At 44.4% G+C, this 24,460-nt stretch carries 21 protein-coding genes and 1 tRNA gene; 1 reads left to right on the top strand and 21 read right to left on the bottom strand.

Translation table 11 applies throughout. The features are described from left to right. Position 1: 1 nt before the first annotated feature. From D6856_RS07850 to D6856_RS07805, 10 genes are all read right to left on the bottom strand, one after another. Positions 2-829 carry an energy-coupling factor transporter transmembrane component T family protein gene (locus D6856_RS07850; RefSeq protein ID WP_120686439.1) on the bottom strand — a complete coding sequence of 276 codons (828 nt, stop codon included), beginning with the start codon at positions 827-829 and terminating at the stop codon, positions 2-4. Continuing rightward, positions 829-2,538 carry an ABC transporter ATP-binding protein gene (locus tag D6856_RS07845; RefSeq protein WP_120686438.1) on the bottom strand — a complete coding sequence of 570 codons (1,710 nt, stop codon included), beginning with the start codon at positions 2,536-2,538 and terminating at the stop codon, positions 829-831. The genes D6856_RS07850 and D6856_RS07845 overlap by 1 nt, the downstream gene beginning before the upstream one ends. Before the next feature lie 4 nt (positions 2,539-2,542). Continuing rightward, the gene (locus tag D6856_RS07840; protein ID WP_120686437.1) at positions 2,543-3,100 is read right to left on the bottom strand and encodes an ECF-type riboflavin transporter substrate-binding protein; all 558 of its coding nucleotides are present in this window, start codon (positions 3,098-3,100) and stop codon (positions 2,543-2,545) included. A 67-nt stretch (positions 3,101-3,167) separates the two neighbouring features. Beyond that, positions 3,168-4,844, bottom strand: a complete 1,677-nt coding sequence (locus D6856_RS07835; RefSeq protein WP_120686436.1) for a GGDEF domain-containing phosphodiesterase — start codon at positions 4,842-4,844, stop codon at positions 3,168-3,170. Between the two features lie 340 nt (positions 4,845-5,184). Beyond that, positions 5,185-5,257, bottom strand: a tRNA-Pro gene (locus tag D6856_RS07830). Between the two features lie 138 nt (positions 5,258-5,395). Continuing rightward, on the bottom strand, positions 5,396-6,073 hold the full coding sequence (locus tag D6856_RS07825; RefSeq protein ID WP_120686435.1) for a hypothetical protein: 678 nt from the start codon (positions 6,071-6,073) through the stop codon (positions 5,396-5,398). A gap of 137 nt (positions 6,074-6,210) precedes the next feature. After that, positions 6,211-7,278: a substrate-binding domain-containing protein gene (locus D6856_RS07820; RefSeq protein ID WP_120686434.1), complete on the bottom strand. Its 1,068-nt coding sequence runs from the start codon at positions 7,276-7,278 to the stop codon at positions 6,211-6,213. A gap of 146 nt (positions 7,279-7,424) precedes the next feature. Next, the gene (locus D6856_RS07815; RefSeq protein ID WP_120686433.1) at positions 7,425-7,850 is read right to left on the bottom strand and encodes a hypothetical protein; all 426 of its coding nucleotides are present in this window, start codon (positions 7,848-7,850) and stop codon (positions 7,425-7,427) included. A 21-nt stretch (positions 7,851-7,871) separates the two neighbouring features. Continuing rightward, complete coding sequence (locus D6856_RS07810; protein ID WP_120686432.1) at positions 7,872-8,927, bottom strand: transglutaminase domain-containing protein; 1,056 nt, start codon at positions 8,925-8,927, stop codon at positions 7,872-7,874. A gap of 48 nt (positions 8,928-8,975) precedes the next feature. Beyond that, on the bottom strand, positions 8,976-9,890 hold the full coding sequence (locus D6856_RS07805) for a hypothetical protein (protein WP_158588868.1): 915 nt from the start codon (positions 9,888-9,890) through the stop codon (positions 8,976-8,978). A gap of 134 nt (positions 9,891-10,024) precedes the next feature. On the opposite strand from D6856_RS07805, the gene D6856_RS07800 reads away from it, so the two are divergent. Further along, positions 10,025-11,806, top strand: coding sequence for an LPXTG cell wall anchor domain-containing protein (locus tag D6856_RS07800; protein WP_120686431.1), 1,782 nt, complete (start codon positions 10,025-10,027; stop codon positions 11,804-11,806). On the opposite strand, the gene radA is transcribed toward D6856_RS07800, so the two are convergent. The 11 genes from radA to D6856_RS07745 form a co-directional block, all read right to left on the bottom strand. Beyond that, positions 11,807-13,189: a DNA repair protein RadA gene (radA, locus tag D6856_RS07795; protein ID WP_120686430.1), complete on the bottom strand. Its 1,383-nt coding sequence runs from the start codon at positions 13,187-13,189 to the stop codon at positions 11,807-11,809. It abuts the gene before it with no gap. 67 nt (positions 13,190-13,256) lie between these two features. Then, the gene (locus D6856_RS07790; RefSeq protein WP_120686429.1) at positions 13,257-13,667 is read right to left on the bottom strand and encodes an endosialidase; all 411 of its coding nucleotides are present in this window, start codon (positions 13,665-13,667) and stop codon (positions 13,257-13,259) included. An 89-nt stretch (positions 13,668-13,756) separates the two neighbouring features. Next, the gene (locus D6856_RS07785) at positions 13,757-16,342 is read right to left on the bottom strand and encodes an ATP-dependent Clp protease ATP-binding subunit (protein WP_120686428.1); all 2,586 of its coding nucleotides are present in this window, start codon (positions 16,340-16,342) and stop codon (positions 13,757-13,759) included. 19 nt (positions 16,343-16,361) lie between these two features. Further along, complete coding sequence (locus D6856_RS07780) at positions 16,362-16,742, bottom strand: GntR family transcriptional regulator (protein ID WP_092242348.1); 381 nt, start codon at positions 16,740-16,742, stop codon at positions 16,362-16,364. Between the two features lie 147 nt (positions 16,743-16,889). Next, the gene (locus tag D6856_RS07775; protein ID WP_120686427.1) at positions 16,890-18,374 is read right to left on the bottom strand and encodes an SH3 domain-containing protein; all 1,485 of its coding nucleotides are present in this window, start codon (positions 18,372-18,374) and stop codon (positions 16,890-16,892) included. A 19-nt stretch (positions 18,375-18,393) separates the two neighbouring features. Next, positions 18,394-19,668, bottom strand: a complete 1,275-nt coding sequence (gene purD / locus D6856_RS07770) for a phosphoribosylamine--glycine ligase (protein WP_120686426.1) — start codon at positions 19,666-19,668, stop codon at positions 18,394-18,396. Continuing rightward, positions 19,668-20,312 carry a phosphoribosylglycinamide formyltransferase gene (gene purN / locus D6856_RS07765; protein WP_092242339.1) on the bottom strand — a complete coding sequence of 215 codons (645 nt, stop codon included), beginning with the start codon at positions 20,310-20,312 and terminating at the stop codon, positions 19,668-19,670. Before purN ends, purD begins: the two co-directional genes overlap by 1 nt. Continuing rightward, positions 20,309-21,334, bottom strand: coding sequence for a phosphoribosylformylglycinamidine cyclo-ligase (gene purM / locus D6856_RS07760; RefSeq protein ID WP_120686474.1), 1,026 nt, complete (start codon positions 21,332-21,334; stop codon positions 20,309-20,311). Before purM ends, purN begins: the two co-directional genes overlap by 4 nt. A 70-nt stretch (positions 21,335-21,404) precedes the next feature. Beyond that, positions 21,405-21,905 carry a 5-(carboxyamino)imidazole ribonucleotide mutase gene (gene purE / locus D6856_RS07755; RefSeq protein WP_120657214.1) on the bottom strand — a complete coding sequence of 167 codons (501 nt, stop codon included), beginning with the start codon at positions 21,903-21,905 and terminating at the stop codon, positions 21,405-21,407. Between the two features lie 71 nt (positions 21,906-21,976). Beyond that, positions 21,977-24,076 carry an aminopeptidase gene (locus D6856_RS07750; protein ID WP_120686425.1) on the bottom strand — a complete coding sequence of 700 codons (2,100 nt, stop codon included), beginning with the start codon at positions 24,074-24,076 and terminating at the stop codon, positions 21,977-21,979. Positions 24,077-24,084: 8 nt separating this feature from the next. After that, positions 24,085-24,459: a DUF6142 family protein gene (locus D6856_RS07745; RefSeq protein WP_092242332.1), complete on the bottom strand. Its 375-nt coding sequence runs from the start codon at positions 24,457-24,459 to the stop codon at positions 24,085-24,087. Between the last annotated feature and the right edge of the window lies 1 nt (position 24,460).

Genomic DNA, 24,460 nt, shown 5'->3' with positions numbered 1-24,460 from the left:
TTTATACAAACGGGTTAAAGAAGCGATTCCCGTCCATGTAAGTAACGATCATGGTAAGCACAAAGAATCCGACAGAAAAGGCTATAACCGCCTTATCTGCAGCTTTCAAAGGTCTTTGTGAGTACCATGTTCTTTTTTTCTTTTTACCGAAACCTCTAAGCTCCATGGCATTGCTGACAACCTCTATTCTCTCCATAGTCGAGAACAAAAGCGGAAAGATAATGGCCGCGGTGTTCTTGATCCTATCAAGAAGTCTTCCCTTAGAGCTCATCTCTATTCCTCTCGCTTCCTGCGCGTTTTTGATCTTGTGGAACTCATCCTGAATGTCAGGGATATATCTGAGTGTGATCTCCATCGCATACGAGATCGTATATGGCACACCGATTCCGTTCATCGATGAAGCAAGTTCGCTCGGATCGGTCGTCACAAGGAAAATGAATATCGAGGGAATTACGGTAAAGTATTTGATAAATACATTAAACTCATAAAAGAGCTGTTGATACGTCAAAGTATAATTCCCAAAAAGATGAACAATATCGGTTCTGCTGTTATAAATCTTACAGCCCTCATAAGGCGAAAAGAAAAAGATGCAGACAAGATTGATCACCATAAAAAACATAACGGCCAGAAAAACGCCGCTTACCTGTTTCCACTTAACATCAGCGATCTTATAGATCGCAGCTCCTATCACGATCATCACCAAAAGCATTCTGGTATCAAAAGTAAGGGCACTTGTAAGGCACCACAAAATAAAAAACAAAAGCTTGGTAAAACCGCTAAGCTTATGGATAGGCGTATTCTTTTTTTCATACGAAATCATCTTACTCATTATTTCCGCCTTCTCTCATCTTCGATAAATCTTGCCGCAAACTCACTTGCGTCATCTATTCCGCACTTAACAGAGAGATCATAAAGTGAAGTTCTCTTAAGATATGCTCTGTCACAAACATCGTTATCGGTCAGGACTTCTGCGGGAGAAGCGTTCATAAGGAGCTTTCCGTCAGTAAGTACAAGCGCCCTGTCGGTATATTCAAGCATCAGATGCATATCGTGCGTGATCATCATGATCGTGATCGGCATCTTCTTTCTGATCTCATGAATAAACTCCATGATCTCCGTATAATGCCTGTAATCCTGGCCCGCCGTAGGCTCATCGAGAATAAGAAGCTCGGGTTCCATAACAAGGATCGACGCTATTGACACTCTCTTTTTTTGCCCAAAAGAAAGAGCTGAAACAGGCCAGTTTCTGAAAGGATAAAGCCCGCATATCTTTAGGATCTCGTTAACCTTCTCCTTGATCTCATCCTCAGGTACGCCTCTGGAAGCAAGTCCCAGACTGACCTCATCAAAGATCATCGGTTTACTTATCATCTGATTGGGGCTCTGCATGACATAACCGATCTTTTCGCCGCGCTGCTTGATAGACAGATCCGCTATGTCTTCTCCGCTTAGCTTGATAACTCCGCCATCAGGCTTGTTAAAGCCGCAGATAAGCGAAGCAAGTGTTGATTTGCCCGCGCCGTTTTTACCTACAAGAGATATCATCTCTCCTTTTTTTATTTCAAAAGAGACATCGTCAATAACCTGTCTCGACTCGTCATAGCTGTATTTAAGATGCGAAACTTCAAGAAGTGTCTCGCTGTTCTTCTCGGAAGCGGGGAACTTCGCCTCATGATACCATTTTTTTACCGCATCTTTATAAGGAGCAATATCCATAGCCTCTATATGCTGAGGGTGGGTATCCGGAGAAAGCTTTGCTCCGGCCGCCTTAAGCGCCGATATATATAGAGGTTCTCTGATACCGTTCTCTGTCAAAACATCCGAACAAAGCAGCTCGTCGGGATGCATATCGGCTATAATCCTGCCGCCGTCCATCAGTATTACCCTGTCCACATCCTTGTAAAGAACGTCCTCCAAGCGATGCTCGATGATCACTACCGTCATATCCTCGTTATGCATAATGTCATCGATAAGGGATATTGTTTTCTTTCCCGTAGCAGGGTCCAGATTGGCAAGCGGTTCATCAAAAAGAAGTATCTTAACGTCACATGCCATGACTCCGCCAAGCGACACTCTCTGCTTCTGTCCACCCGAAAGAGCTCCCGGCGCATTACCGAGAAACGGCTTAAGCTCAAGTTTTTCGGACACTTCATCAACCTTTTGGAACATCTCCTCCTGCGGAACATTGTCATTTTCAAGTGCAAACGCAAGATCCTCCGCAACAGTAAGAGCAATGAACTGACCGTCCGTGTCCTGAAGAACCGTTCCGACTATCTGTGACATGCCAAAAACTCCGAGTTTGTTTGGTTCTTCGCCGCAAACTCGGAGTGTTCCGCTCATATCCCCCGCATATGAACAGGGGATAAGAGCATTAAGGCAATGTGCCAATGTTGACTTACCGGATCCCGACTGACCTGCGATCAGTATCTTTTCACCGGGATAGATTTTTAAATTAATGTTTTTCAGCGTTGGTTCCTGCTGAGCGCGATACTTAAAGGAAACGTCTGAAAATTCTATAATTGGCGCATTTTCAACCAATGAATTATTCCTCCGCCTTTAAATTCGATGATTTACCGGAAATACTTGAATATGCAACCATAAGAAGTGTTCCGAGTATTCCGATGATGAGAATGTTGCCGAAGAAAGCAAACATACCCTGAACAAATACCTTATTTACAGGCTCTTTATAGATCAGGATATCCAAAACAGGTGCTGCGAGAATCCATGCAACCGCATTGGACACTATATTTACAAGGATAAAGAGAATGATGTTCTTACCCTTTGTAAAGCCGCCCTCCTGCACTGCAAACTTCTTGGCAAAGAAGCCGATGGCCGCGCCAACGATAGCCTCAGGGAAAACCCAGCTCCACCAAACAGAGCCGTAGAATATCGCATCACCGAGCGCATGTCCGATAAGGCCGATTCCTGCACCTACGAAAGGACCAAACACCGCCGAAAAGAATGCAAGAATAGCCATTCTTACCTGAAGTGCGGTATTGGGTACGATCACAAGCGGAATCTGAGCGTTGGTGAGAACAACAAAAAGAGCTGTTCCGATTCCTAAAGCAACTACTTCCTTAATTCCAAACTTACCCTTCATAACAATTCCTCCATAAAAGTGAATTTTGCAAAAACAATTATAACCAAAATAGTCTTTGAATCAACTATCAGACTCCGTCCTTGTATTTCTCTTCAAAATCCTTAACGGGCATAGGCATATCAAAGTAATATCCCTGGAACAGCTTACAGCCCATCTCTTCAAGGAAAGCAAGCTGATCTTTGGTCTCTACGCCTTCCGTAATAACACCCATTCCAAGCTCATGAGCCATGTCTATGGTATAGTTCAGTATTACCCTGGCTCTCTTATGATCCTCCGTCTTTTTAAGAAAGCCCATATCGATCTTGAGAACATCGGCGTTGATATCTTTTAGCATATTAAGTGATGAATAGCCGCTGCCGAAGTCGTCGATCTCAACGAGGAAACCGCTCTTTCTAAGGTCCATGATAAGCTTGGCGCACTTGTTGACGTCGGTTGTAACTGCGGTCTCCGTAATCTCAATATTGAGTCTTGCGGGGTTGATATCATATTTTTTCACAAGGTCATCAAACTCTTTTTTGATATCAAGGTAATAGATGTCCTTGGGCGATACGTTGACCGAAATAGAGAGTTTCTCCCACTTGGTGCCCTTCCACTTTGCAAGCTGCGCAGCGGCAAGCTCCCATATATATTTATCAAGCTTGTATATAAGATCTGCTCTTTCAAGAACGCTTATAAACACCTCGGGCTCGATAACTCCGTTCTCCGGGTGAAGCCATCTCGCCAGTGCCTCCGCTCCGAAGATTCTGCTGTCGGAATAGTGCTGTGGCTGCAGATATATGCCAAACTGTTTATTGATGATGGCAAAGTCAAAGCTCGACAGGATTTCTTTTTCCAAGAGAGCATTGATGAGCATGTCGTCATTGTACCAGGCAACCTCGCACACATTGTCTCTCTTGATGGTCTTGCAGGCCATATAGGCTCTGTCGCACATAAAAGACACGTCCATGCGTCTGTCATATATCTCGTACACACCTAGCTGAACGTGAATGGAATAGGTCCTGCTGGTAAGCCTGCTGGCGCGTTCTTTGACAGAAGCAATGATCTTCTTTTCATCGAAACGATCCTTGGGCATGCACAGAGCGAACTGGTCTCCGTTGATCCTTCCGTACACATCCTCCTCTTTTACCATCTGTGAAAGCATATCCGCGACGTTTATGAGGATGTCATTGCCTTTATTAAGTCCGAAAAGCTGGTTGATCAGCTTAAAATCTTTGATGTTGGAATAAACTATGATGTAGTCACGATCGGGCTCGGCTTCTTCAAGGAGTTTCCTTACCGCAGCGAAAAAGCCCTCTTTGTTATACAGCCTCGTAAGCTCGTCATGAGTAAGTCTGTACTGCTCCCCGAGGTCGTTGTCCATTGACTCGGAAACGTTCTGGATCACATACATGCTTCCGAGGATCTTGCCGTTATCATTAAGAACTTTGTATCTTACGTGATACAGTCTCTCTTTGTTGGAAGTCTTATAAACCTCGCACCAAGATGTCGTTCCTTCCTCAACGCCGAGGCTCCTCCTCCACGCATCGAAGGTATCGTAAAGAATTGTAAGATTATCTATAACACGGAACATGGTAAACGCGCGCTTGTTGGCGTAAATACAACGTCCGTTCTCATTCAGAAAAATAATGCCTTTTTCATCCTGCTGAATACCGCACGAAATGAGCTGTACGAGTTCCTCGCAGGAACTGTTTTTATCATAATATGCTGTTGTACCAAATAAGTTTTCAGGTTTCATTTCAGTCATTATAATTATTCTGCTTTTCTATTATGTTTTTAATGTACACAACTATTGTAAGTATACCATTTTGCGCGGGTTTCTAATAGTTTTTTTGTTGCTGTTTTTATGGGGATTTTTTTAGATGAGACATGCCGACAGAAACGCGGCATTCGCCGTATCCGGCATAAAAATGAGACATGCCGACAGACTCGCAGCATAGCTGCTCGTTGCCGCGGCATTCGCCGTATGTGTAAAATAAAACGGACAGCTGTTCCTGAGTAAACTCAGACAGCTGTCCGTTTTATTTTACACGCATGTCTCATTTTAACGCGCAAAAAAACCGCTCAAACTGAGCGGTTTTAAATAGTCGGAGTGACGTGATTCGAACACGCGGCCCCTACCTCCCTAAGATAGTGCTCTACCAACTGAGCCACACCCCGACGACGTTCTCCATTATATATCGTGCCAAATAGAAAAGCAATAACTTTTTCGAGAATTTTTTCTTTTTTTACAAAAATCGCTATAACGTGCATGGTTATGCCGTTTTAGCGCACTCAGTCAGCTCTTTTTTCACGGATTTATCTCTGTTCCTTGAGCTTTTGTCTTCTGGCGCCGGTAACATAGTGCCAGAGCACCAGGAGTATTATGACGATACCTCCGAAGACAAACTGTGGTTTTACTCCGAATGTAGCGGTCTCAGTGACCGGGACGTCGGGATATGTATCCCTATATAGGAGCATACTCGTACCCACCGTATCTGTATTTACCGAGAGCGTGTCGGCCTCGGTATCATAGTCCTCATACAGCGTACATGCACCGAGCGAATCCGTCATAAGATAGTATTCTCTGTTTTCCCTGATAAGATAGAGCGGGATCTCAATCTGGAGCTCAACATTTCCCGCAAGATTATCGATGGTAAGCTCCTCTCCCGCATCGACTCTTTTTACAGCGTTTGCCTCCAGGGCAATTCCTTCACTAAGCTCACCGAAGTTTTTCGAAGCCCTTGAAACAGCGGATGAAAGCGTATCGTATTCGGCTATTTCCTTAGGCTCATCTGACATAACAAAAGAAAAGGTGAGATTTGCATGTTCACCCTCAAGGATCTCTTCGAGCTCTTTTTTTGTAAAACAGGATTCGAGCAACTGCTCATAGTCTCCAAATCTGATGGTCGGAGCCGGAATATCGCTCCTACTCTCAGAAATAAGCTCTACGCTCACGATGCCGTCTCCATAGGTAATCTGTGTCGTATCGCGCATATTACCTCCGTGTGGAAAAGAATCGCCAACGCTGTCAAAAGTATCTGTATCAAAAGTATTATTAGGTGTATTTATATTTTACTATATAGACAATTTTCGGATTCTTAAAAGACTATAAAAATGAACCTTACCCATGATCAGTGAGCAAGGTTCTCCAGTATAGTCTGTGCATTGTCCGCAGTTACGGCCACGTAATCACATGGAATGTAATGCGGGTTATTCTCATTCTTAAGGTAAGCTGTCACGGCATCCGCAGTCGAGTGCGCCTGCTGAACGTAGTTGTTAAACACCGTTCCGGCCATCTGTCCTTCAAGTACCGCGATAAGTACATCGGTAAGAGCATCGACGCCGACGATCTTAATCTCTTTTCCCGCTCGTATTCCTGCTTTCTCTACAGCGGAAAGAGCTCCGAGCGCCATTGCATCGTTGTTGCAGAAAATTACTTCCGCATCGGGGTATTTCTGCAAAGCATCGGTTACCACATTCTCTGCTTCGGTCCTGTCCCAATCTGCAAAGGCTTTGAACACGCAATCACTCTCGATGCCTGCATCATTGAGCGCCTTAATACAATACTCCGTCCTAAACTGCGTATCGGCATTATCGGGATCGCCTTCAACCATAATGTACTGCGCAACTCCGTCGCCGTTCCTGTCTATGTTTTCTATTCCCAGATCTGCAATGATCTTGCCCTGAATGGTTCCGGACTGTCTGGCGTCACAGCCTACATAAGTGACGTTCCATTTGCCCTCTTCCCACCTGACTTCTTCATCTGCATCGGGTTCTCTGTTAATGTATACAAGCGGTATATCTGCCTCGACCGCCATATTGGTGATACTCTTTACATCTGACGGATCTACCGGATTGATGATCAGCGCATCGACACCCTCTTCAACAAACGATCTCACATGCCTGTCCTGAACAATCTCGCTGTCCGCAGAATCCAATATCACGATATTCTCTTTTGCAAATCCCTGATCCAATAAGTACGACTCCAGCTCTCGTCTGAAAAGAGTCATATAGTTATCCGAAAAGCGGTATATACAAACGCCGATCTTAACCTGTGAAAGATCAGACGCTATTACATCCTCTGTATCGTTTTTATCTTCCGTGAATTTGTGCTTTTCCTTATCCCCCATATGACAGCCTGTAACTACAAAAGCTATCAGCAGAGACATCACCCCTAAAGCCAATAACATCTTTTTCATTATCAAACTCTCCAAAAAAAGCTCCAAATATTTGAAACTAAATTTCACAACCAATTTAGTTTATCATCAAACATTATTCACCGCAAATAAAAAGCCCAACCCCAGGAGCAGCCTGAGTTTGGGCTCTATCTCGATAAAAATTGTCATCACTCTACTATCTTTCTGCCATCCGAATAAGTCAGTACCCAGTATCCCTTACCCGTTCCGCAATCTTCGTAGTAGGTTCTGTCTATTATGACCGGCTCGTCCTCGAAATCATCTTCCGAATCCACGCCTTCTTTTGCGCTGTCTTTTTTATCCAAATTGTCAAAGTATTCGTTCGCAGCTTTCATGGAAGTATCTTCATCCTTGAAAGAATCGGCGCCGTCTGTTATGTATCTGACTTCGTTGTTTTCTTTTACGATAGTCACTCCTTCGCTCACTTCGACAACGGGAATGTTCGAGTCGTTCTTAGCAGCGGAAGATATCATATCCTTATAAGCAGGCATGATTGCGCACAATAATATATTAAATAAAAGAACGCATACCAGAGCGCCTAAGAATACGACTGATATTCCAAATATCCTCCTCATAAAAAAGCTCCTTCCGAAATCTCAAAAACTGACAGTGATCGCTGCTGCCTTCTCAAGCGGCTTGGCGGGATAACTCTGATAGGTCTGCTTGTAATAGCCGTCTCCCTTGGCATCCTGCATCTCAGCATCAAACACATACCAGTTTTCGTTTATCTTAACCTCTGTCCATGCATGAGGTGTCTTTCCTCCAAGCGATGACAATACGGTTCCCGTACATACCTTGGAATCATACCCAAGTCCCTTGGCCATGTAAGCAAAAGCCGCTGAGTAATTGTAGCAGTTACCCTTGCTTTCCATAAGCATGTCCTTTGCATACTCTCCGGTCCAATCTCCCACCGGAACTTCGTTGTTTCTTTCATATGATGAAAAATCAACCAGATATTTAAAGCACCTCTCAAGCTGTGCATTCTGCGTCATCGTTTCATCCGTTGCAAATTCAAGCACCGAAGCGATGAGCTTTTTAAGCTCAGTGTCAGGCTCAGAATAGCTTCCGTCTGCCTCTCTCCACTTAACGCCATACTTGGTATGGATGAAATGCTCTCCGGGAACATCTTCCAATTTGAGGTTCTGCTCCGCCTGGCTCTTAACGACCGCTCTGATGTCATCCTTGAGCTTTCCTCCGACGCCCGTTAGCGCATATTCTCCGATCTTCGTCACAGAAGAAGGAATCATAGCCCCGTCAAGCTGAGGCGGGAAGCACAAAAGCTCGGTCATATCCTTGTTATACAAGCAGTCACTGTAAGAAGCATAAAAAGGATTGTTCTCGCTCACCGTTATCGAACGAAGCTTCATAAGCCCCTTGAACGCGCCCGGTGTTATCTCGGTAACGTCACTTCCGATATGAACGGTGGTTATGTCAACATTCCTTCTAAACGTCGACTGATCGATCTTGGATGCCCCCGAGACACTTCCGACAGTTGCTCCCGTAGCGCTTCCTGCGCCTGCTCCCGAAACATTTCCGGCTGCGTTTACCTTAACACTGCACATCCCTGTCAAAAGAGCTATCGAAAGAAGAGCCGCTACTGCCTTAAGCCCGATCGTTATTCTTTTTTTATTGTCAAAAAAACTTGTTGTCATTTCGGTCCTCTATAGCTGTTTAATCTTAATCTATCAAAAAAAGAATTATCACTTCGTCGCCTTCGGCTTTTGCGTAGCAACTTCAAATTTATATCTTATCTTTGCGTATGAAACGGCATCCTTGGCATTACCGCCTTCATTGGGATGCTTACCGTATCCGGCTGCCGCGATCATCGGATCTCCGTAGCCTTCTTTTCCGTCCACGATCACCTGGCACCACTGATCTTCCCACTGATTGATGTTCTTATGAACCCAGTTTATTCCAAGATAATCAAGAATAAGTCCCAGCGCTCTGGTTGAACCTGCGCATGAATACTGGCCCCCGATGAACACTCCGTAAGCCGTTCTATACATCTTTCCTTCCGTCGTGTATGTTCCGAGGTCGCAATAAGCTTTTACAACGCCCGCTGCGTATGCTACCTTCTCAACCTCTTTTATCTCCTTGGTCTTAGACTTGGATTTGGAAGACTTTGACGAAGAAGAACTGCTGCTCTTTGAAGTATCCGAAGCCTCGGCTGCATTATTGATCGCCGCAGCTATCTGCTTGGCAATGCTTCTTGCCTGAATTTCCTGATCGTAGGTCATTCCACCGTTGTCATGCTTGGTCTTTGGAATAACCACAACGCCTTCATCTCCGGTCGGAACCACGAACTCAGTGCTGTCACCGATAAGTCTGTTCGCAACTCTCTTCTCTTTTTTTCCGAAAAGAACCCAGTGCTCGATAAGCTTATTGGCATCCGTTCCGAAGGCCTGCCTTAAATCGGCATAATTAAGATAATAAAAAAGCGGATTATACTCAGATTTATAGTCCACACCGTTATAGACGGTAGTGGCCTTTGAAAAAGCTGTATAAGGATCGTCCGCGGCATGAATCTCCAAAGAACACACCTCGGAAAACATAATGAATAAAGTGAGCGCAAATGCCGATAATACGGCGAATGCTGATCTGATAATTTTCTTCATAAGCACAGACTTACCCCTCTTTAGAATTTCTATATAAAATTTATCGACATTATTTACAAAAAGTTTAGTTTTTGTGTTATTATATTCGAGTATGTTCGATTTAATGTTTTTTTGAATATTTGGGGAGCACTTTAATGATTAAGAGAAAGAACAGATCCGCGGCGCTATTATTGGCTTTTTTTCTCATATTTGGTTTTACGGCATTACAGTTATCGCCGATTATAGCCTACGCTGAGACACCGGGGTCCGATACGACCACCGAAGAAAATGATACAAATGATATAAAAGAGGACGATTCGTCCGCATCAAACAGCTCATCTACTTCAGATCCTTCAGTCACAGATCCCATCCCGGAAGAAAAAAAGGATACAGATAACGATAAAGAAGAAATTGTCCCTACGGAAACCAAAAACAAAAATATAGTTTCCGATAAAGAAGCCACACCCGAAATCTCGAAAATTCCCGCTGAAACTCCCACTGAAACTCCTGAAAAAACAACACCCGTGGATGCTCCTATAGTTACAGATATACCGGTAGAAACTCCGAAGATCGAAGAGCCTACCGCCGATACAAGAAAACTCCCCACTGTCACATACAGTACGGCAAACTTCTATATTCTCAATGAGATAAACGCAGATATCCCGGAAGAGCCGGCTAATCATTCAAGTGATAACTACAGCAGTGCAATCACGATAGATGAAGCTATCCCCAACGATTACAGATACTATTCCCCCATCGTTGACGGAAGTGGTTCGGAAGACAGCCTTAAGGATGATAACATCACGGCTGCCAACGCGGTATCCGGTTATCTTCACAACATTCCAACCGCTGAAGACATCAAGAATGTCATCCCCACTTTTGATCCCGAGAATCAATTCGTTATATGGTACGTCAAAAAAGTTCAGAAATCAGGCGTTCATGTTGACGGTGTTATAAGAAATAAAGCTTCTTCGCAGGAAATAATACCCGAAGATTATCCCAATGTTTCCATAGAGATCTATACGACCTGCGAGGAAACAGATATCGAATATGACGGAAAAGAGCACATCATAGGCGGTTTCAATATCGTTGTAAAAGACCTTGATAACAAGAGGCCTTCTCTCAGGAATATATTCAATGCACTCGGAGAACTTCTGACTGTTGAAGCCTATGCCGGAACAAACGGCTCCGGAACGTATTTCTCCAACAACGGCATCAATTACTGGGTTAACATCGATGCAGCTTATGTAGTGGCATCTGAGATCAAGACTTATACAATACCTTTCCTGTTTAACGGAAAAGAGATTTCTCCCGAGGAGATCTCGGTAAGCTACGAGAAAGACGGCGAGTGGTTCAAACTCCCTGCCAGCGTCATCACTCAGCAAAAGCCCACCACAGCCAAGGTTAACGTTAAGCAGAGAAACCTCACGCTTGAAGCCGGAACTACCGTTAAGAACTACGACGGTTCTACAATAACCAATGATAAAGTAAGCATCACATCAGGCTCTCTTCTTGAAGGCCACAAGCTTAAGAACGTTGTTATCAACGGAAGCCAAAGTGTTATCGGCTCATCCAAGAACGAGATCGCATCATTTATAATTGTTGATGAGAACGGAAAAGACGTAACATCACTCTACAATGTAAAATGTGTTGCCGGAAAGCTTGAATTTGTCGATGACGGAACCTATACATCCTATACCGAAGACGGCCAGGACAGTGATCCCAATAATATCGCAGCAAATGCCATTAAGAAAACTGTGATCACTAAAGCATTAGAAGAAAATGACACCGATGTAAAAATACTCGGCGCCACTAAGAAATTACCAAGAATGGGCCAGACAGGCGATGAAACAAACATCGCGGGAAGAATCATCGCGATCATCTCTTCCACCGCTGCCATAGTCATTCTGATTAAGAAAAAGAAATCAAGTATTTAATTAAATATAGTTCATAGCATCAACTACAGAAGCCACTCCTATTATATTTATATCGGGGTGGCTTTTCTTTATTTTTGCGCAAAGAGCCTTGGGAACGATACAAGTCTTAAAGCCAAGCTTTTTGGCTTCCGAAACTCTCTGCTCAGCCATATTTACGGCTCTTACCTCTCCCGAAAGTCCAACCTCACCGAATGCTATCATATCATCGCTTATCGGCTTATTCTTAAAGCTTGAGATAATAGCCATGCAGATTCCCAGATCAAGCGAAGGTTCCGCTATCTTCATTCCGCCCGCAAGATTGATATATGCGTCATAATCTCCGAGCTGAAGTCCTATTCTCTTTTCAAGAACAGCCATTAACAAGTTGACTCTGTTATAATCCGTTCCGTTTGCCTGGCGCCTCGGAAAGCCGAAATTACTTCTGCACACAAGTGCCTGAAGCTCGATAAGAATGGGCCTTGTTCCTTCTACAGAGCATGTAACTATAGAGCCGCTGGAATTCTCCGGTCTTCCCTCAAGCATAAACTCAGAAGGATTCTTAACTTCAATAAGGCCTCTCTCCGCCATCTCGAATACACCGATCTCATTGGTCGAGCCGAAACGATTCTTTACCGCCCTGAGTATCCTATATGAAGCATGTCTGTCACCCTCAAAGTACAGAACGGTATCAACCATGTGCTCAAGGACTCTCGGTCCCGCAACCTGTCCTTCTTTGGTTACATGTCCGACTATAAACACGGTTATATTAAGGCTCTTGGCAATTCTAAGAAGCACCGCCGTTGACTCTCTCACCTGAGAAACACTTCCCGGTGCCGACGATATCGCCTCATTAAACATTGTCTGGATTGAGTCTATGATGATGATCTCAGGCTTTACGGATGTGATCGTATCTTCTATCACGGAAAGATTGGTCTCGCACATAAATTTCAATGTGTCCGAAAACTCTCCTATCCTGTTTGCACGAAGCTTGATCTGCTTAAGTGATTCCTCTCCCGAGATATACAGAATATTCTTCTTATCTCCCGAAAGATTGCCCGCAACCTGCAAAAGAAGTGTAGACTTACCGATTCCGGGATCTCCTCCGACAAGGATCATGGAGCCCCTTACAAGGCCTCCTCCCAAGACTCTGTTGAGCTCTCCGATATGCGTATCCGCTCTCTCTTCGTCATTTATCTCTATCTCTGAAAGAGATTTTGGAGCCTCCAAGGCTCCTGAGATCATGCGGGCACTTGATGAAACCGCGCCCTTGGTCTTAGCCGCGGGCTTAACCGTCTCCTCTACAAATGTATTCCATTCTTTACACCCCGGACACTGTCCCATCCACTTGGATGATTCATATCCGCAGCTCTGGCAATAAAATATAGTCTTTATCTTAGTTGCCATATATCCTCCCATAAACGTCGAGGGCTTTTCAGGTATCCCGAAAAGCCCTCGGCCATTTATTTAATTTTTATTTTTCAATCTTAACTTTGGCAGAACTTCCATCTGACAATTCAACACTAAAATTAAGCTTACCGCCTATATTAGTGCTCATCTTGCCGATAGCGGATCCGTTTACAAACACGCTGTACTCTGTGCTTTCCAAAAGTCCTAATGTGATCTGTGCATCATTGACACCTTCTACGGTGAATTCTACACCTCCGTCAGACTCCTTAAAGCCTGTGACCGCTGTGCCGGGAACCGATTCATAAACAAAGTTCTCGTTGCACTCGAGCTTAGTAATGTCCTTGAAAGTCTTAACCTTGAGAATATCTCCGTTGTGCTCGAAGTTCTCAAGTTTCTTCTTCTCGGGAAGCTCATAGTTACCAAAGCTGATACTTCCGTCGCTCTCAGCGCGAATCAACTGCTCTACGACAGCCATATTAACCCTCCTGAAATAAAACATGTATTTAGTTAATTACATTATAATTCAAGTCTACCTAATGATAAACTGAAATTTTTATTACTTTTTTACTTTTTCTTCGATCTTGAACTCGAAGTTTTTTTGGCTGCCCTCGCAGGTTTCTTTGTAGTTACCGCACTTTTGGTCTTGGAAGCCTTCTTCGGCTTGGTCGTCTTAACGTTTACCTTCTTTACGGAAGTCTTTTTACCGTCCGCAGCTGTAAACACAATCTTTTTATCCTTAAGACCGACCGTAACATCATCTCCTGCCTTGATATTGCCCTTTAAGAGCTCTTCAGCCATTGCATCTTCAATTGTTGATTGAATGGCTCTCTTAAGAGGTCTTGCACCCATTTTGGCGTCGGAATGCTTCTCAACGAGGTACTTCTTAACCGCAGGCGAAATGGTAAGCTTAATATCCATCTGTGCCTTGCATCTCTTGGCGAGATTACTTGAAAGAAGTGTGACAATCTCCATCATTTCTTTCTCGGTAAGAGTATGGAATACCATGATCTCATCGATACGGTTTATAAACTCAGGCTTAAAGAGCTTCTTAACTTCCTCCATAACGCCCGACTTCATATCCTCGTAGTCTTTCTTGGCATCATCTCCCGCGCCGAATCCGAGCTTTTTGGGATCAACGATCTTCTGAGCTCCGACGTTTGAAGTCATAATAAGAATTGTATTCTTAAAGCTTACTTTTCTGCCCTTGGCATCCGTGATATGTCCGTCATCAAGTACCTGTAACAGTACGTTGAAAATATCGGGATGTGCCTTCTCAATCTCATCGAAAAGAATAACCGAATAAGGATGTCTTCTTACTTTCTCACTGAGCTGACCGCCCTCGTCATATCCGACGTATCCCGGAGGTGAACCGATCATCTTGGATACGGAGTGACCTTCCATATACTCAGACATATCAACTCTGATAAGCGCATTCTCATCCCCGAACATTGCTTCGGCTAGAGCCTTGGAAAGCTCTGTCTTTCCCACACCTGTAGGTCCGAGGAAAAGGAACGATCCGATAGGTCTGTTGGGATCCTGAAGTCCCACTCTTCCTCTTCTGATAGCCTTGGATACAGCCTTAACCGCATCCTCCTGGCCTATAACCCTCTTATGAAGTACCGATTCAAGCTTAAGGAGCTTCTCGGATTCTTTCTCCGCGATCTTCTTAACGGGGATTCTTGTCCATTCGGCAACAACCTCCGCTATATCATTCTCATTAACGATAAATCCGGATGAAAGCTCTTTTCTTCTCTCAGCCGCCTTAACTCTTGAAAGCTTGGTGATAAGAGACTTCTGTCTCTTATTAAGCTCGCCCGCAAGAACAAAATCTGAGTTCTTAAGAGCGGCCTCTATCTCTAGATCAAGGTTCTTGATCTGATCGTCAATATCTTTAACCTTGGAAGAAACTCCCATTGTACGAAGTCTTACTGCGGATGCAGCTTCATCAATAAGGTCGATTGCTTTGTCGGGAAGGTTTCTGTCGTTGATATATCTCTCGGAAAGCTCAACAGCAGCCTTTATCGCCTCAGGTGTGATCGTAACCTTGTGGTGTTCTTCATACTTGCTGACAATTCCCTTAAGTATTTCTGTTGCCTCTGCCTTGTCGGGCTCATCAACGTTAACAGGCTGGAAACGTCTCTCAAGAGCCGCATCCTTCTCGACATATTTGCGGTACTCGGTGATGGTGGTCGCACCGATCATCTGAATCTCGCCTCTTGCAAGAGAAGGCTTAAGGATATTGGAAGCATCGATAGCACCCTCGGCACCGCCGGCACCGATAAGCGTATGCATCTCGTCGACAAAAAGAATGATATTGCCGTCTTCCGCAACCTCTTTTATAACCTTCTTAATTCTTTCCTCGAACTCACCTCTGTACTTGGAGCCCGCGATCATACCCGAAAGATCGAGTGTCATAAGTCTCTTGTTCTGAACGGTAAGAGGTACGTTTCCTGCGGCAATTCGCTGTGCAAGTCCTTCAACAACAGCCGTCTTACCTACACCGGGTTCACCGATAAGGCAGGGATTATTCTTGGTCCTACGGCTGAGAATCTGGATAACACGCTTGATCTCGCGCTCACGTCCTATAACGGGATCAAGTTTATCCTCCATCGCAAGCGCCGTCATATCACGGCTGTACTGCGCAAGTATAGATGCTTTCTTGCCTGCCTTGGGATTGTTCTTTCTTCCGAGGTCCTCTTTTACAATATTGGGGTCCTCTCCCATTGCAGCCAAAGTCTCCGCGTAGATCTTCTGCGCGGGAACGTTTAGAGTACTGATAAGCCTTACGGCTACGTTCTCTCCTTCTTTTATAAGAGCCAAAAGAATATGCTCTGTACCTGTCTTGTCCGCATGAAAACGCTCAGCCATTCTGTGAGCTTCTTCAAGAACTTTCTCCGCTCTCGGTGAAAAGCCGTCCTTATCCAAAGTACGAACATTACTGTCGGGAACAATCAGATCTCTGATCATTTCCATCATACGATTCTCATCTATGCCGTTATCTATGAGGATTCTCGAAGCAACGCTTCCATCCTCCAAGATGAGGCCCATAAGGATATGTTCTGTTCCGACATAATTAAGTTTCAAGGATCTGGCTGTTTTCTTGGCTAGCTTGAGAGCATCCAAAGCCATTACGGTGAATTTAGAATCCATATCTCATCATCCTTTCATGTTATCTGCTGTTAAATTCATAATTGTCATACAGTTCATCAACAAGAGCATGAATGTCTTCTCTTCCTATTCCCTTACAGATTGCCCTTGCAAGAACTACCGCAAGTTCATCGCGGGCTTCGTTAAGAGCCTTAAGCTTGTTGATATCGATGGCGATTATGGCTCCTCGCCTTCTGTCTATTTTGACAAATCCGTCCTGCTGCAATATGGAATACGCCTTATTTACCGTATGCATATTGATGCCGATAGTCTCAGCCAGCTGTCTGACACTGGGGAGCTGCTCACCCTCACGAAATTGAGACGTTGCAATGCCCAGTATGATCTGATTGCAAAGCTGCAAATATATAGCTTCATCACTATTAAAATCAATCTCTATGATCATATCCGCCTCCATGAGTTTTCTTTGTGATATGTTTAGTATAACACACATAACAAAAATAATCGAGCAAGAGAAAAGACTGAGTCCGGTGATTACTTAAAAAGAACCGGACAGATCACTCTGTCCGGTTCCCATAGTTCATATTATTATTTATTTCTCATCATCAAGATCAAGGAACTCAAACTCGAAATCGTCATCGTCTCCGATAAAGTTCTTTGCTCTTCTTCTGGGAGCTTCACGCTCCTCATCTTTGTAAGAATCTCTTGAAGGTCTTGCAGAACGCTCGTCATATCCCTGCTCAGAAGCTCTTCTTGAAGGACGATCGTACTCTTCCTCGCCTCTTCTCGGACGAGCCGGTCTGTCTTCGGGATTTCTTGAAGGTCTGGCAGATCTGTCATCCTCTGAAGGACGAACAACTCTCTCATCGTCAGCCTTTCTTGAAGATTCGGGTCTTACAGGTCTTCTTGAAGAACGGTCCTCATCACGTGAAGGACGCTCTCTTCTTGCGGAATAACGATCTTCTTCGTCATCCTCTGAATCATCTCTTGCTCTTCTTCTCCTGCTTTCTGAGAAGCGGTCGTACTCTTCCTCTTCCTCATCGTCTTCATAATACATAGACTCTCTGAGCTTAATTGCAAGGATTATAACAGCTATAAGAAGGAGTCCCGCAAGTGCACCAAGTCCGATCGCGATAAGCTTGAAGTCCTTGGCTTTCTTATCAAGTGCAGGAGCTGAATTTGCAACATCTATAAGCTCTTTTACCTTTACTCTGAGCCCTGTGCTGTAATCATTTAAGTACCATGTTTCATTCTCATAAGCAAGTGCATATGTTCCGTCGCCTACAACAGCGGGCTCTGCCTGCTCTTCCTCATCTTCGGATTCCTCGGAATCTTCCTCGGACTCTTCATCCTCTGACTCTGACTCTGCATCTTCCGATTCGCTGTCTTCTGACTCGCTCTCCTCGGGAGCCGCAGCAGGAGCTTCGTTACTCTCTGCGGGAGCGGGAGCTGCCGCCTGAGTGTTTCCGCTTGTATCAAGAAGGTCGCCTCTTATGAAGCCCTCTTTTCCGTCGCCGAAAGAAATTCTGTACCATGTCTTTCCGTCGGTTCCTTTAGCTTCTCCTGTGATAGTAACAGAATCGCCCTTTGTTCCTTTTGCAACGGAATCATAATCCTTACCTGCGCCTTTTCTGATAACAACGTTATCATATCCGACAGCTGCGGATTTATTCTCAACATCCGTAACCTTGGTCTCCGCAGGCGGAGTGGATGCCTTTTCTTCCTTTTTGGGAGCTTCCGAATTTGTATTTGATGAGCTTGAAGAACCGCCTGCCTTATTTACAAGGTCGCTTCTTACATATCCCTGCTCATTCTTATTGACTCTTATCTTGTACCAGATATATCCGGAGGAATCTGTCTCCTCTCCGATAATATCTATGGTATCTCCTTTTTTAAGGCTTGCTACCTGTGATGCGGTCGTACTTGCCGACTCTCTTACTTTAACATTGTCGTTAGAAACCGTTCCTGTAGTTTCTGTATATGCAAATGCCTGGATCATTGCTGACAAAAACATAGTAACGATCATTGCTATAGCGATAGCAAATGCAAATACTCTCTTTCCTGTCGTTTTTTTCATAATTAGCTTTCCTCCTTCCTTACTTAGCGTCGTCAATTGCTTTTCCTATATCATGACGCATATATTTATTATCAAAGCTAACCCATTCTGTCGCTTCATAAGCTTTAGCACGCGCTTCCTTAAGGGTATCCCCTTTGGCGGTTATACCGAGAACACGTCCGCCGTTTGTAACTATTCCCTCAGGAGTAGCCTTGGTTCCTGCATGGAAACAATAATATCCGTCTTTGCCCTTGAAGTTTTCAAGACCTGTTATAAGCTTGCCCTTCTCGTAGCTTACGGGATATCCGTCACTTGCAAGGACAACACAAACTGCAGCTTTATCTTCAAATTCAAGATCTATATCCGCAAGTGTACCGTCTATGCAGGCATTAAATACATCAATGATGTCTGTCTTTAATCTGGGAAGAACAACCTGTGCCTCAGGATCACCGAATCTTGCGTTGTACTCAAGAACCTTGGGACCGTCCTGTGTAAGCATAAGTCCAAAGAAGATAACTCCCTTAAACTCTCTGCCCTCGGCAGCCATCGCTTCAACAGTTCTGCCGTAGATATTCTCTTTGCAGAACTTATCAACTTCTTCGGTATAGAAAGGGCTGGGTGAAAAGTTACCCATCCCGCCCGTATTAAGACCTGTATCACCGTCTCCCGCTCTCTTGTGATCCTGCGCGGATGACATTATCTTTACTGTCTTTCCGTCTACAAAAGAAAGAACGGAAACCTCGCGACCTGTCATGAACTCCTCGATGACCATGTGATTGCCGGCATCGCCGAACTTCTTATCCTCCATGATCTCTTTTACTCCGGCCTTTGCTTCTTCCAAAGTGTTGCAGATAAGAACTCCCTTTCCGAGTGCAAGTCCGTCAGCCTTAAGAACAATCGGAAGCTTAGCCGTCTCAAGGTACTTAAGAGCAGCTTCTGCATTATCAAATGTCTCATACGCCGCTGTGGGAATGTTGTATTTCTTCATAAGGTCTTTTGAAAAAGCCTTACTTCCTTCAAGGATGGCCGCGTTCTTTCTGGGTCCGAATACCCTAAGTCCCGCCTCCTCAAACTTATCTACAACTCCGCCTACAAGAGGATCGTCCATACCGATAACGGTAAGATCGATCTCTTTTTCTTTTGCAAAAGAAACGAGTTTATCAAACTCCATGGGAGTTATCGGAACACACTCGGCAAGCTCTGCGATACCGCCGTTACCGGGTGCGCAATAAATCTTATCAACCTTGCTGCTTCTTGATATAGCCTCGCAGATGGCGTGTTCTCTTCCGCCTCCGCCTACAACCAAAACTTTCATCAGAAAACCTTCTCCTCTTCGTAACCTTCGATTATGACCTTGCGGTCAACAACTTTAACTTTGCCGTTGGCGATAAGATCGATCGCCATGGGCATTATCTTCCACTCCGCCTGCTCCATGATACGTCTCTGGAGAACTTCGGGAGTATCGTCCTGCCTGATCATAACGGGCTTCTGTAAAATGATGGGACCTGTATCTGTTCCCTCATCAACAAAATGAACCGTTGCGCCCGATACTCTGACGCCCCTCTCAAGGACCTTCTCATGTACCTTAAGTCCGTAATATCCCGTTCCGCAAAATGAAGGAATAAGTGACGGATGAATGTTGATGATCTTGTTGGGGAATGCCTTAACAACGCACTCCGGAATAACAACAAGACATCCCGCAAGTACTATAAGATCGGGGTTTGCGTCCTGTAATATCTTAAGCAGTGCCTCATTAAAATCCGCTCTGCTGTCAAACTCCTTGGGGCTCTTTGCAACATACGGTATGCCTGCCTTCTTTGCTCTCTCAAGAGCATATGCATCCGGATTGTTACTGTAAACCAGCGATATCTTGGTATTGGTAATAACACCGCTGTCAATTCCGTCTATAATTGCCTGTAAATTGGTACCGCCTCCGGATACCATTACCGCTATATTCATACGAGTTCTACACCCTTCTCGCCGTTCTCGGCACTTCCTACTATCCAAGCCTTGTCGCCTGATGCCTCGATAGCTTTCATCGTAGCATCAACGTCTGCGGGATCAACCGCAAGGACCATGCCAAGACCCATGTTGTAGGTGTTGTACATCATCTCTTCTTCGATTCCGCCCTTCTTAGCCATAAGACTGAAGATCGGAGGAATGTCATAGCTGTTCTTCTTGATAACTGCCTTGATGCCGTCGGGAAGCATTCTCGGGATATTCTCATAGAAACCGCCGCCTGTGATGTGGCTGCAGCCCTTAACCTTAACGCCCGCATTCTTGATGGACTTCATCATCTTAACGTAGATCCTTGTGGGAGTTAAAAGAGTCTCTCCGAGAGTAGCACCGAGCTCATCATAATATGTCTCAAGGCTCTCTTTTGTCATATCAAAAACTTTACGAACAAGTGAAAAACCGTTGCTGTGTACACCGCTTGAAGCAACACCGATAAGTACATCGCCTGCCTTGATGGAGCTTCCGTCGATCATATCCTTGCGATCAACTACACCAACCGCAAAGCCTGCAACGTCGTACTCATCCTCAGGCATAAGTCCGGGATGCTCTGCTGTCTCGCCGCCGATAAGTGCTGCGTCAGACTGCTTACAACCCTCGGCAACTCCCTTAACGATAGCAGCTATCTTCTCAGGGATGTTCTTGCCGCATGCAATGTAATCAAGGAAGAACAAAGGCTCGCCGCCTGCACATGCAACGTCGTTAACGCACATTGCAACAGCGTCGATACCGATAGTGTCGTGTTTATCAAGAAGGAATGCAAGTTTGATCTTGGTTCCTACTCCGTCTGTTCCGGACAAAAGAACCGGATCTTCCATATCCTTTATCTTGCTAAGTGAAAATGCTCCGGAGAATCCTCCGAGTCCGCCAAGTACCTCGGGTCTGTTGGTCTCTTTAACATAACCCTTGATAAGTTCTACAGATTTGTAACCGGCTTCAATGTCAACTCCGGCCTTCTTGTAATCCAGTGCCATAATATTTACTCCTCATTTCTATAAAAAGATCTTTTGGTGCCGATCGAAAATCGATGCACCGGTATCAATAGTTCTTGTAGCCTACTTCCTGAAGCTTCTTGTCCTTGGCTACCACCGCATCCTTAAGTGAAGCTGTGTAGTCCTTGAGTTTCTTAAGAATCTCATCATCGCTTGTTGCCAAGATCTTGGCTGCAAGAATTCCGGCATTGGCGCCACCGTTTATCGCTACTGTGGCAACAGGAATTCCTGAAGGCATCTGTACGATACTGTATAAAGAATCACGGCCTCCCAGAGAAGTTGTATGCATGGGTATTCCGATTACCGGCATCGGGAAGATCGCTGCGCACATTCCGGGAAGATGTGCTGCCATTCCTGCTCCCGCGATGATAACCTTAAATCCTTTTTCTTCGGCAGTCTTGGCATACTCGAAAAATTCATCGGGCTCCCTATGCGCCGATATGATGCGCATCTCATAAGAAATACCGAGCTGATCGAGAATATCAGCCGCTTTTGACATAACAGGCATGTCTGAGTCACTACCCATTACAATTCCAACTTTTGCCATGTTTTCCTCCATTTGCATTGCAATATTTAGTCCCTTGTATCATAGCACAATACAATATATTGTGCCAGTCTTTACTCATCTAAAGCTTTGTTTAGTTCCTCCGTACCCGGAAGCACGAAACGTCCTTCCTTCATGATGGTTACTCCGCTTCCGTCCTCTCTCACCGCGGTTATCTCACCGAGTTCGTCGTACGGAATGGTTATATCGGTATGGCAGTTAAAATAAGCCTTATCGGGATCTGTTTTTCTTTCCGCGGAAACTTCATTTTCTTTTGCGATATGTCTTTTTCCGTCGGGATTAAATGTATCGTTATCCTCATCAAAAGAATAACAGGTATCGCCCACAGCGAAGTGAGGTCCTGTCTTCTCTGCAATGAGAATATCAAGCTTGTCGGCTACATTAAACTTTCTTGCAAATGTATAAGCCGTCGTATTGGTACCTATGGCAAACTCTCCGATGGGAAGAGCCTTGTGATTGTATAAAATATTGTCGTTAATGTATTTGCGATTTTCCTCTTCGGAATCAAAATTGGAACAGCTGTATTCCTCTACTCGGCCGTCTTTAAATTTGATCTCAAGATCCTTGAAATAAAGACCCATGAGATAAACTCCGGTAACGTGAAGAGTTCCTTCCGTTCCCTTAAGAACGGGTGATGTAAACACCTCTCCGACGGGGATGTTGACGTCCGCTACGCAGTTCTCAAAGTTGGTTTCCTTACTCTTATCTTTGATCTCATGGAGCATAACCTTCATATCGGTGCGGTTATTTCCCATACCCTTAACGACAACGTATTTCGCCTCATCAAGCGCATCGATAAGCTTTTGCTGAATCGTCTGATACAACTTGTAATCGAGCGTGTTGATCTTAACAACTTCATCGAATATCTCGGGGAATCTGTCTCCGATCTCCGGAACGGGGAAAGAGATGATGGTAAAGCTTCTCTCTTTTTGTATGATATATTCGTTCTGGATGAGTCCTGCCTGAATCTTGTATTCACCGAGCATTTTCTTTTGCTTGTCATCAAGATGGATTGCTTCCTTCTTGGGCTTGGGTGAAAAAGGCTTTTCTCCGAATCCCTCAAGTACCGCGGGCCCTCCGTAGAGCTTAGCTTCTTTCTTGAACTTCTCTCCGGCAGCTCTGACAGCTTCAAGCTTTCTTTTCATAAGAGCGGCATCAAAGAAAAGTCCGAAGTCATCCTTGTGATCGTAATCAAACTGCTTGTTGGGAACAGCACCGCAGTACGCTGTTCTTCTGGCACTTCCTTCAACGAAGAACGTGCTTGTCAGCGATCTGTAAACACTTGATTTCATTCCTATCTTTTCCAGATTGGAGATTGCTTTTTGAACGATTCTCTCAAAGCCGAGAACATAGATAACAGAAGCAGTGCTTTTTATCGAAATATCTTTTCCGGTGGCTGCAAATCCGATCCTGTAGCCCTCCGTAAAGGTATCGGCGAGTTTATTTATTTCTTCTTCGGGGAGACTATTAAGGTGACGCGCTATCTCTATTTCGTTATCGGTGATGTACTCACCAAACTTATAGAGATACTTAACATCGGAGAGGTCGCTTTCCATGATGATCTCTCTTGCGAAATCTTTCACGGGATTTACGATCTGTGCAAATCTTGCCATCCTCTCTTCTTCGGCATAATCGCTGTAGAACCAGTACATTATCTGCCTTACGCTCTCATAAGACGGAAGCTTATCTTCCGCATCCGCGTAGGCAAAAGAGCCGTAGATCTCAAGAAACAGTTCCATACGAATGACCATATCAAACTTTACAAGCTCAAAAGCAGATACGATCAGATATCTCATTTCATAGTAAAGTGCGGATAAGAGCTTGCCGTAATCATCACCAAGCTTAGCGCAGGCAAAAGCAGGATTACCGTAGCTCTTGTCGTAGTTTTCGGGAAGGATATCCTCATAGAGATCATGATTTCTTTTCTTAAGTTCCTCAAAAGAATCCTTCTCAGGCCCTTTATTAAGCGCCCAATCGTAGGTTTCCGTCATCATCTGAAGGAAATCTCTTACAGTGTGAAAGTACAGATCAAATTCTTTATTCTTAAGATGTTCTTCGGACATCTCTTTTATTCTGCGGGATGCGAGTTCATATCTTTCGTCTATGACTTCATTTCCCGATTCAAATTCAAAAATAAGTTCGTTGTCATTCATAAATCAGATTACCCCAATCCTAAAACAAGTAAAAATACTACAAACGAAAAAGACAAAAGATTAAGGATTATTCCGATGTTCGGGAAAAGTTTAAAGATGTCCTTTTCGAATCTGGACATGATACCCAGAACTAACCCTATACATGAAAATATCGCCGCAACAAAAGCCGCTGCGGCGTATTGAACAAGAGCCTGTCCTCCGTTTTTGTATGAAAAAAGTACAGCCAGTGATAGTGTGATCACTGACAGTACACCAAGCACAGCAGACATTATGCCCTTTTCGGGGTGTCTGTTGTCCGTAAACATATATCTTTCCCTAATAGGATCAAGCTTTTTTATATTTTTTTTGATAAACTTCTTATAATTAAATCCTGTAATCTTCATA

The organism is Butyrivibrio sp. XB500-5, from assembly GCF_003625505.1.
GTDB lineage: Bacteria > Bacillota > Clostridia > Lachnospirales > Lachnospiraceae > Butyrivibrio.
Note: the sequence above shows the minus strand (reverse complement) of the source record. Positions and strands in the feature narration are given on the sequence as shown.

Excerpts from the sequence above, each read along its gene's own strand:
- D6856_RS07850 (WP_120686439.1), bottom strand. The coding sequence starts at position 829 with ATGAGTAAGATGATTTCGTATGAAAAAAAGAATACGCCTATCCATAAG.
- D6856_RS07840 (WP_120686437.1), bottom strand. The coding sequence starts at position 3,100 with ATGAAGGGTAAGTTTGGAATTAAGGAAGTAGTTGCTTTAGGAATCGGA.
- D6856_RS07835 (WP_120686436.1), bottom strand. The coding sequence starts at position 4,844 with ATGACTGAAATGAAACCTGAAAACTTATTTGGTACAACAGCATATTAT.
- D6856_RS07825 (WP_120686435.1), bottom strand. The coding sequence starts at position 6,073 with ATGCGCGATACGACACAGATTACCTATGGAGACGGCATCGTGAGCGTA.
- D6856_RS07820 (WP_120686434.1), bottom strand. The coding sequence starts at position 7,278 with ATGAAAAAGATGTTATTGGCTTTAGGGGTGATGTCTCTGCTGATAGCT.
- D6856_RS07815 (WP_120686433.1), bottom strand. The coding sequence starts at position 7,850 with ATGAGGAGGATATTTGGAATATCAGTCGTATTCTTAGGCGCTCTGGTA.
- D6856_RS07810 (WP_120686432.1), bottom strand. The coding sequence starts at position 8,927 with ATGACAACAAGTTTTTTTGACAATAAAAAAAGAATAACGATCGGGCTT.
- D6856_RS07805 (WP_158588868.1), bottom strand. The coding sequence starts at position 9,890 with ATGAAGAAAATTATCAGATCAGCATTCGCCGTATTATCGGCATTTGCG.
- D6856_RS07800 (WP_120686431.1), top strand. The coding sequence starts at position 10,025 with ATGATTAAGAGAAAGAACAGATCCGCGGCGCTATTATTGGCTTTTTTT.
- radA (WP_120686430.1), bottom strand. The coding sequence starts at position 13,189 with ATGGCAACTAAGATAAAGACTATATTTTATTGCCAGAGCTGCGGATAT.
- D6856_RS07790 (WP_120686429.1), bottom strand. The coding sequence starts at position 13,667 with ATGGCTGTCGTAGAGCAGTTGATTCGCGCTGAGAGCGACGGAAGTATC.
- D6856_RS07785 (WP_120686428.1), bottom strand. The coding sequence starts at position 16,342 with ATGGATTCTAAATTCACCGTAATGGCTTTGGATGCTCTCAAGCTAGCC.
- D6856_RS07780 (WP_092242348.1), bottom strand. The coding sequence starts at position 16,742 with ATGATCATAGAGATTGATTTTAATAGTGATGAAGCTATATATTTGCAG.
- D6856_RS07775 (WP_120686427.1), bottom strand. The coding sequence starts at position 18,374 with ATGAAAAAAACGACAGGAAAGAGAGTATTTGCATTTGCTATCGCTATA.
- purD (WP_120686426.1), bottom strand. The coding sequence starts at position 19,668 with ATGAAAGTTTTGGTTGTAGGCGGAGGCGGAAGAGAACACGCCATCTGC.
- purN (WP_092242339.1), bottom strand. The coding sequence starts at position 20,312 with ATGAATATAGCGGTAATGGTATCCGGAGGCGGTACCAATTTACAGGCA.
- purE (WP_120657214.1), bottom strand. The coding sequence starts at position 21,905 with ATGGCAAAAGTTGGAATTGTAATGGGTAGTGACTCAGACATGCCTGTT.
- D6856_RS07750 (WP_120686425.1), bottom strand. The coding sequence starts at position 24,076 with ATGAATGACAACGAACTTATTTTTGAATTTGAATCGGGAAATGAAGTC.
- D6856_RS07745 (WP_092242332.1), bottom strand. The coding sequence starts at position 24,459 with ATGAAGATTACAGGATTTAATTATAAGAAGTTTATCAAAAAAAATATA.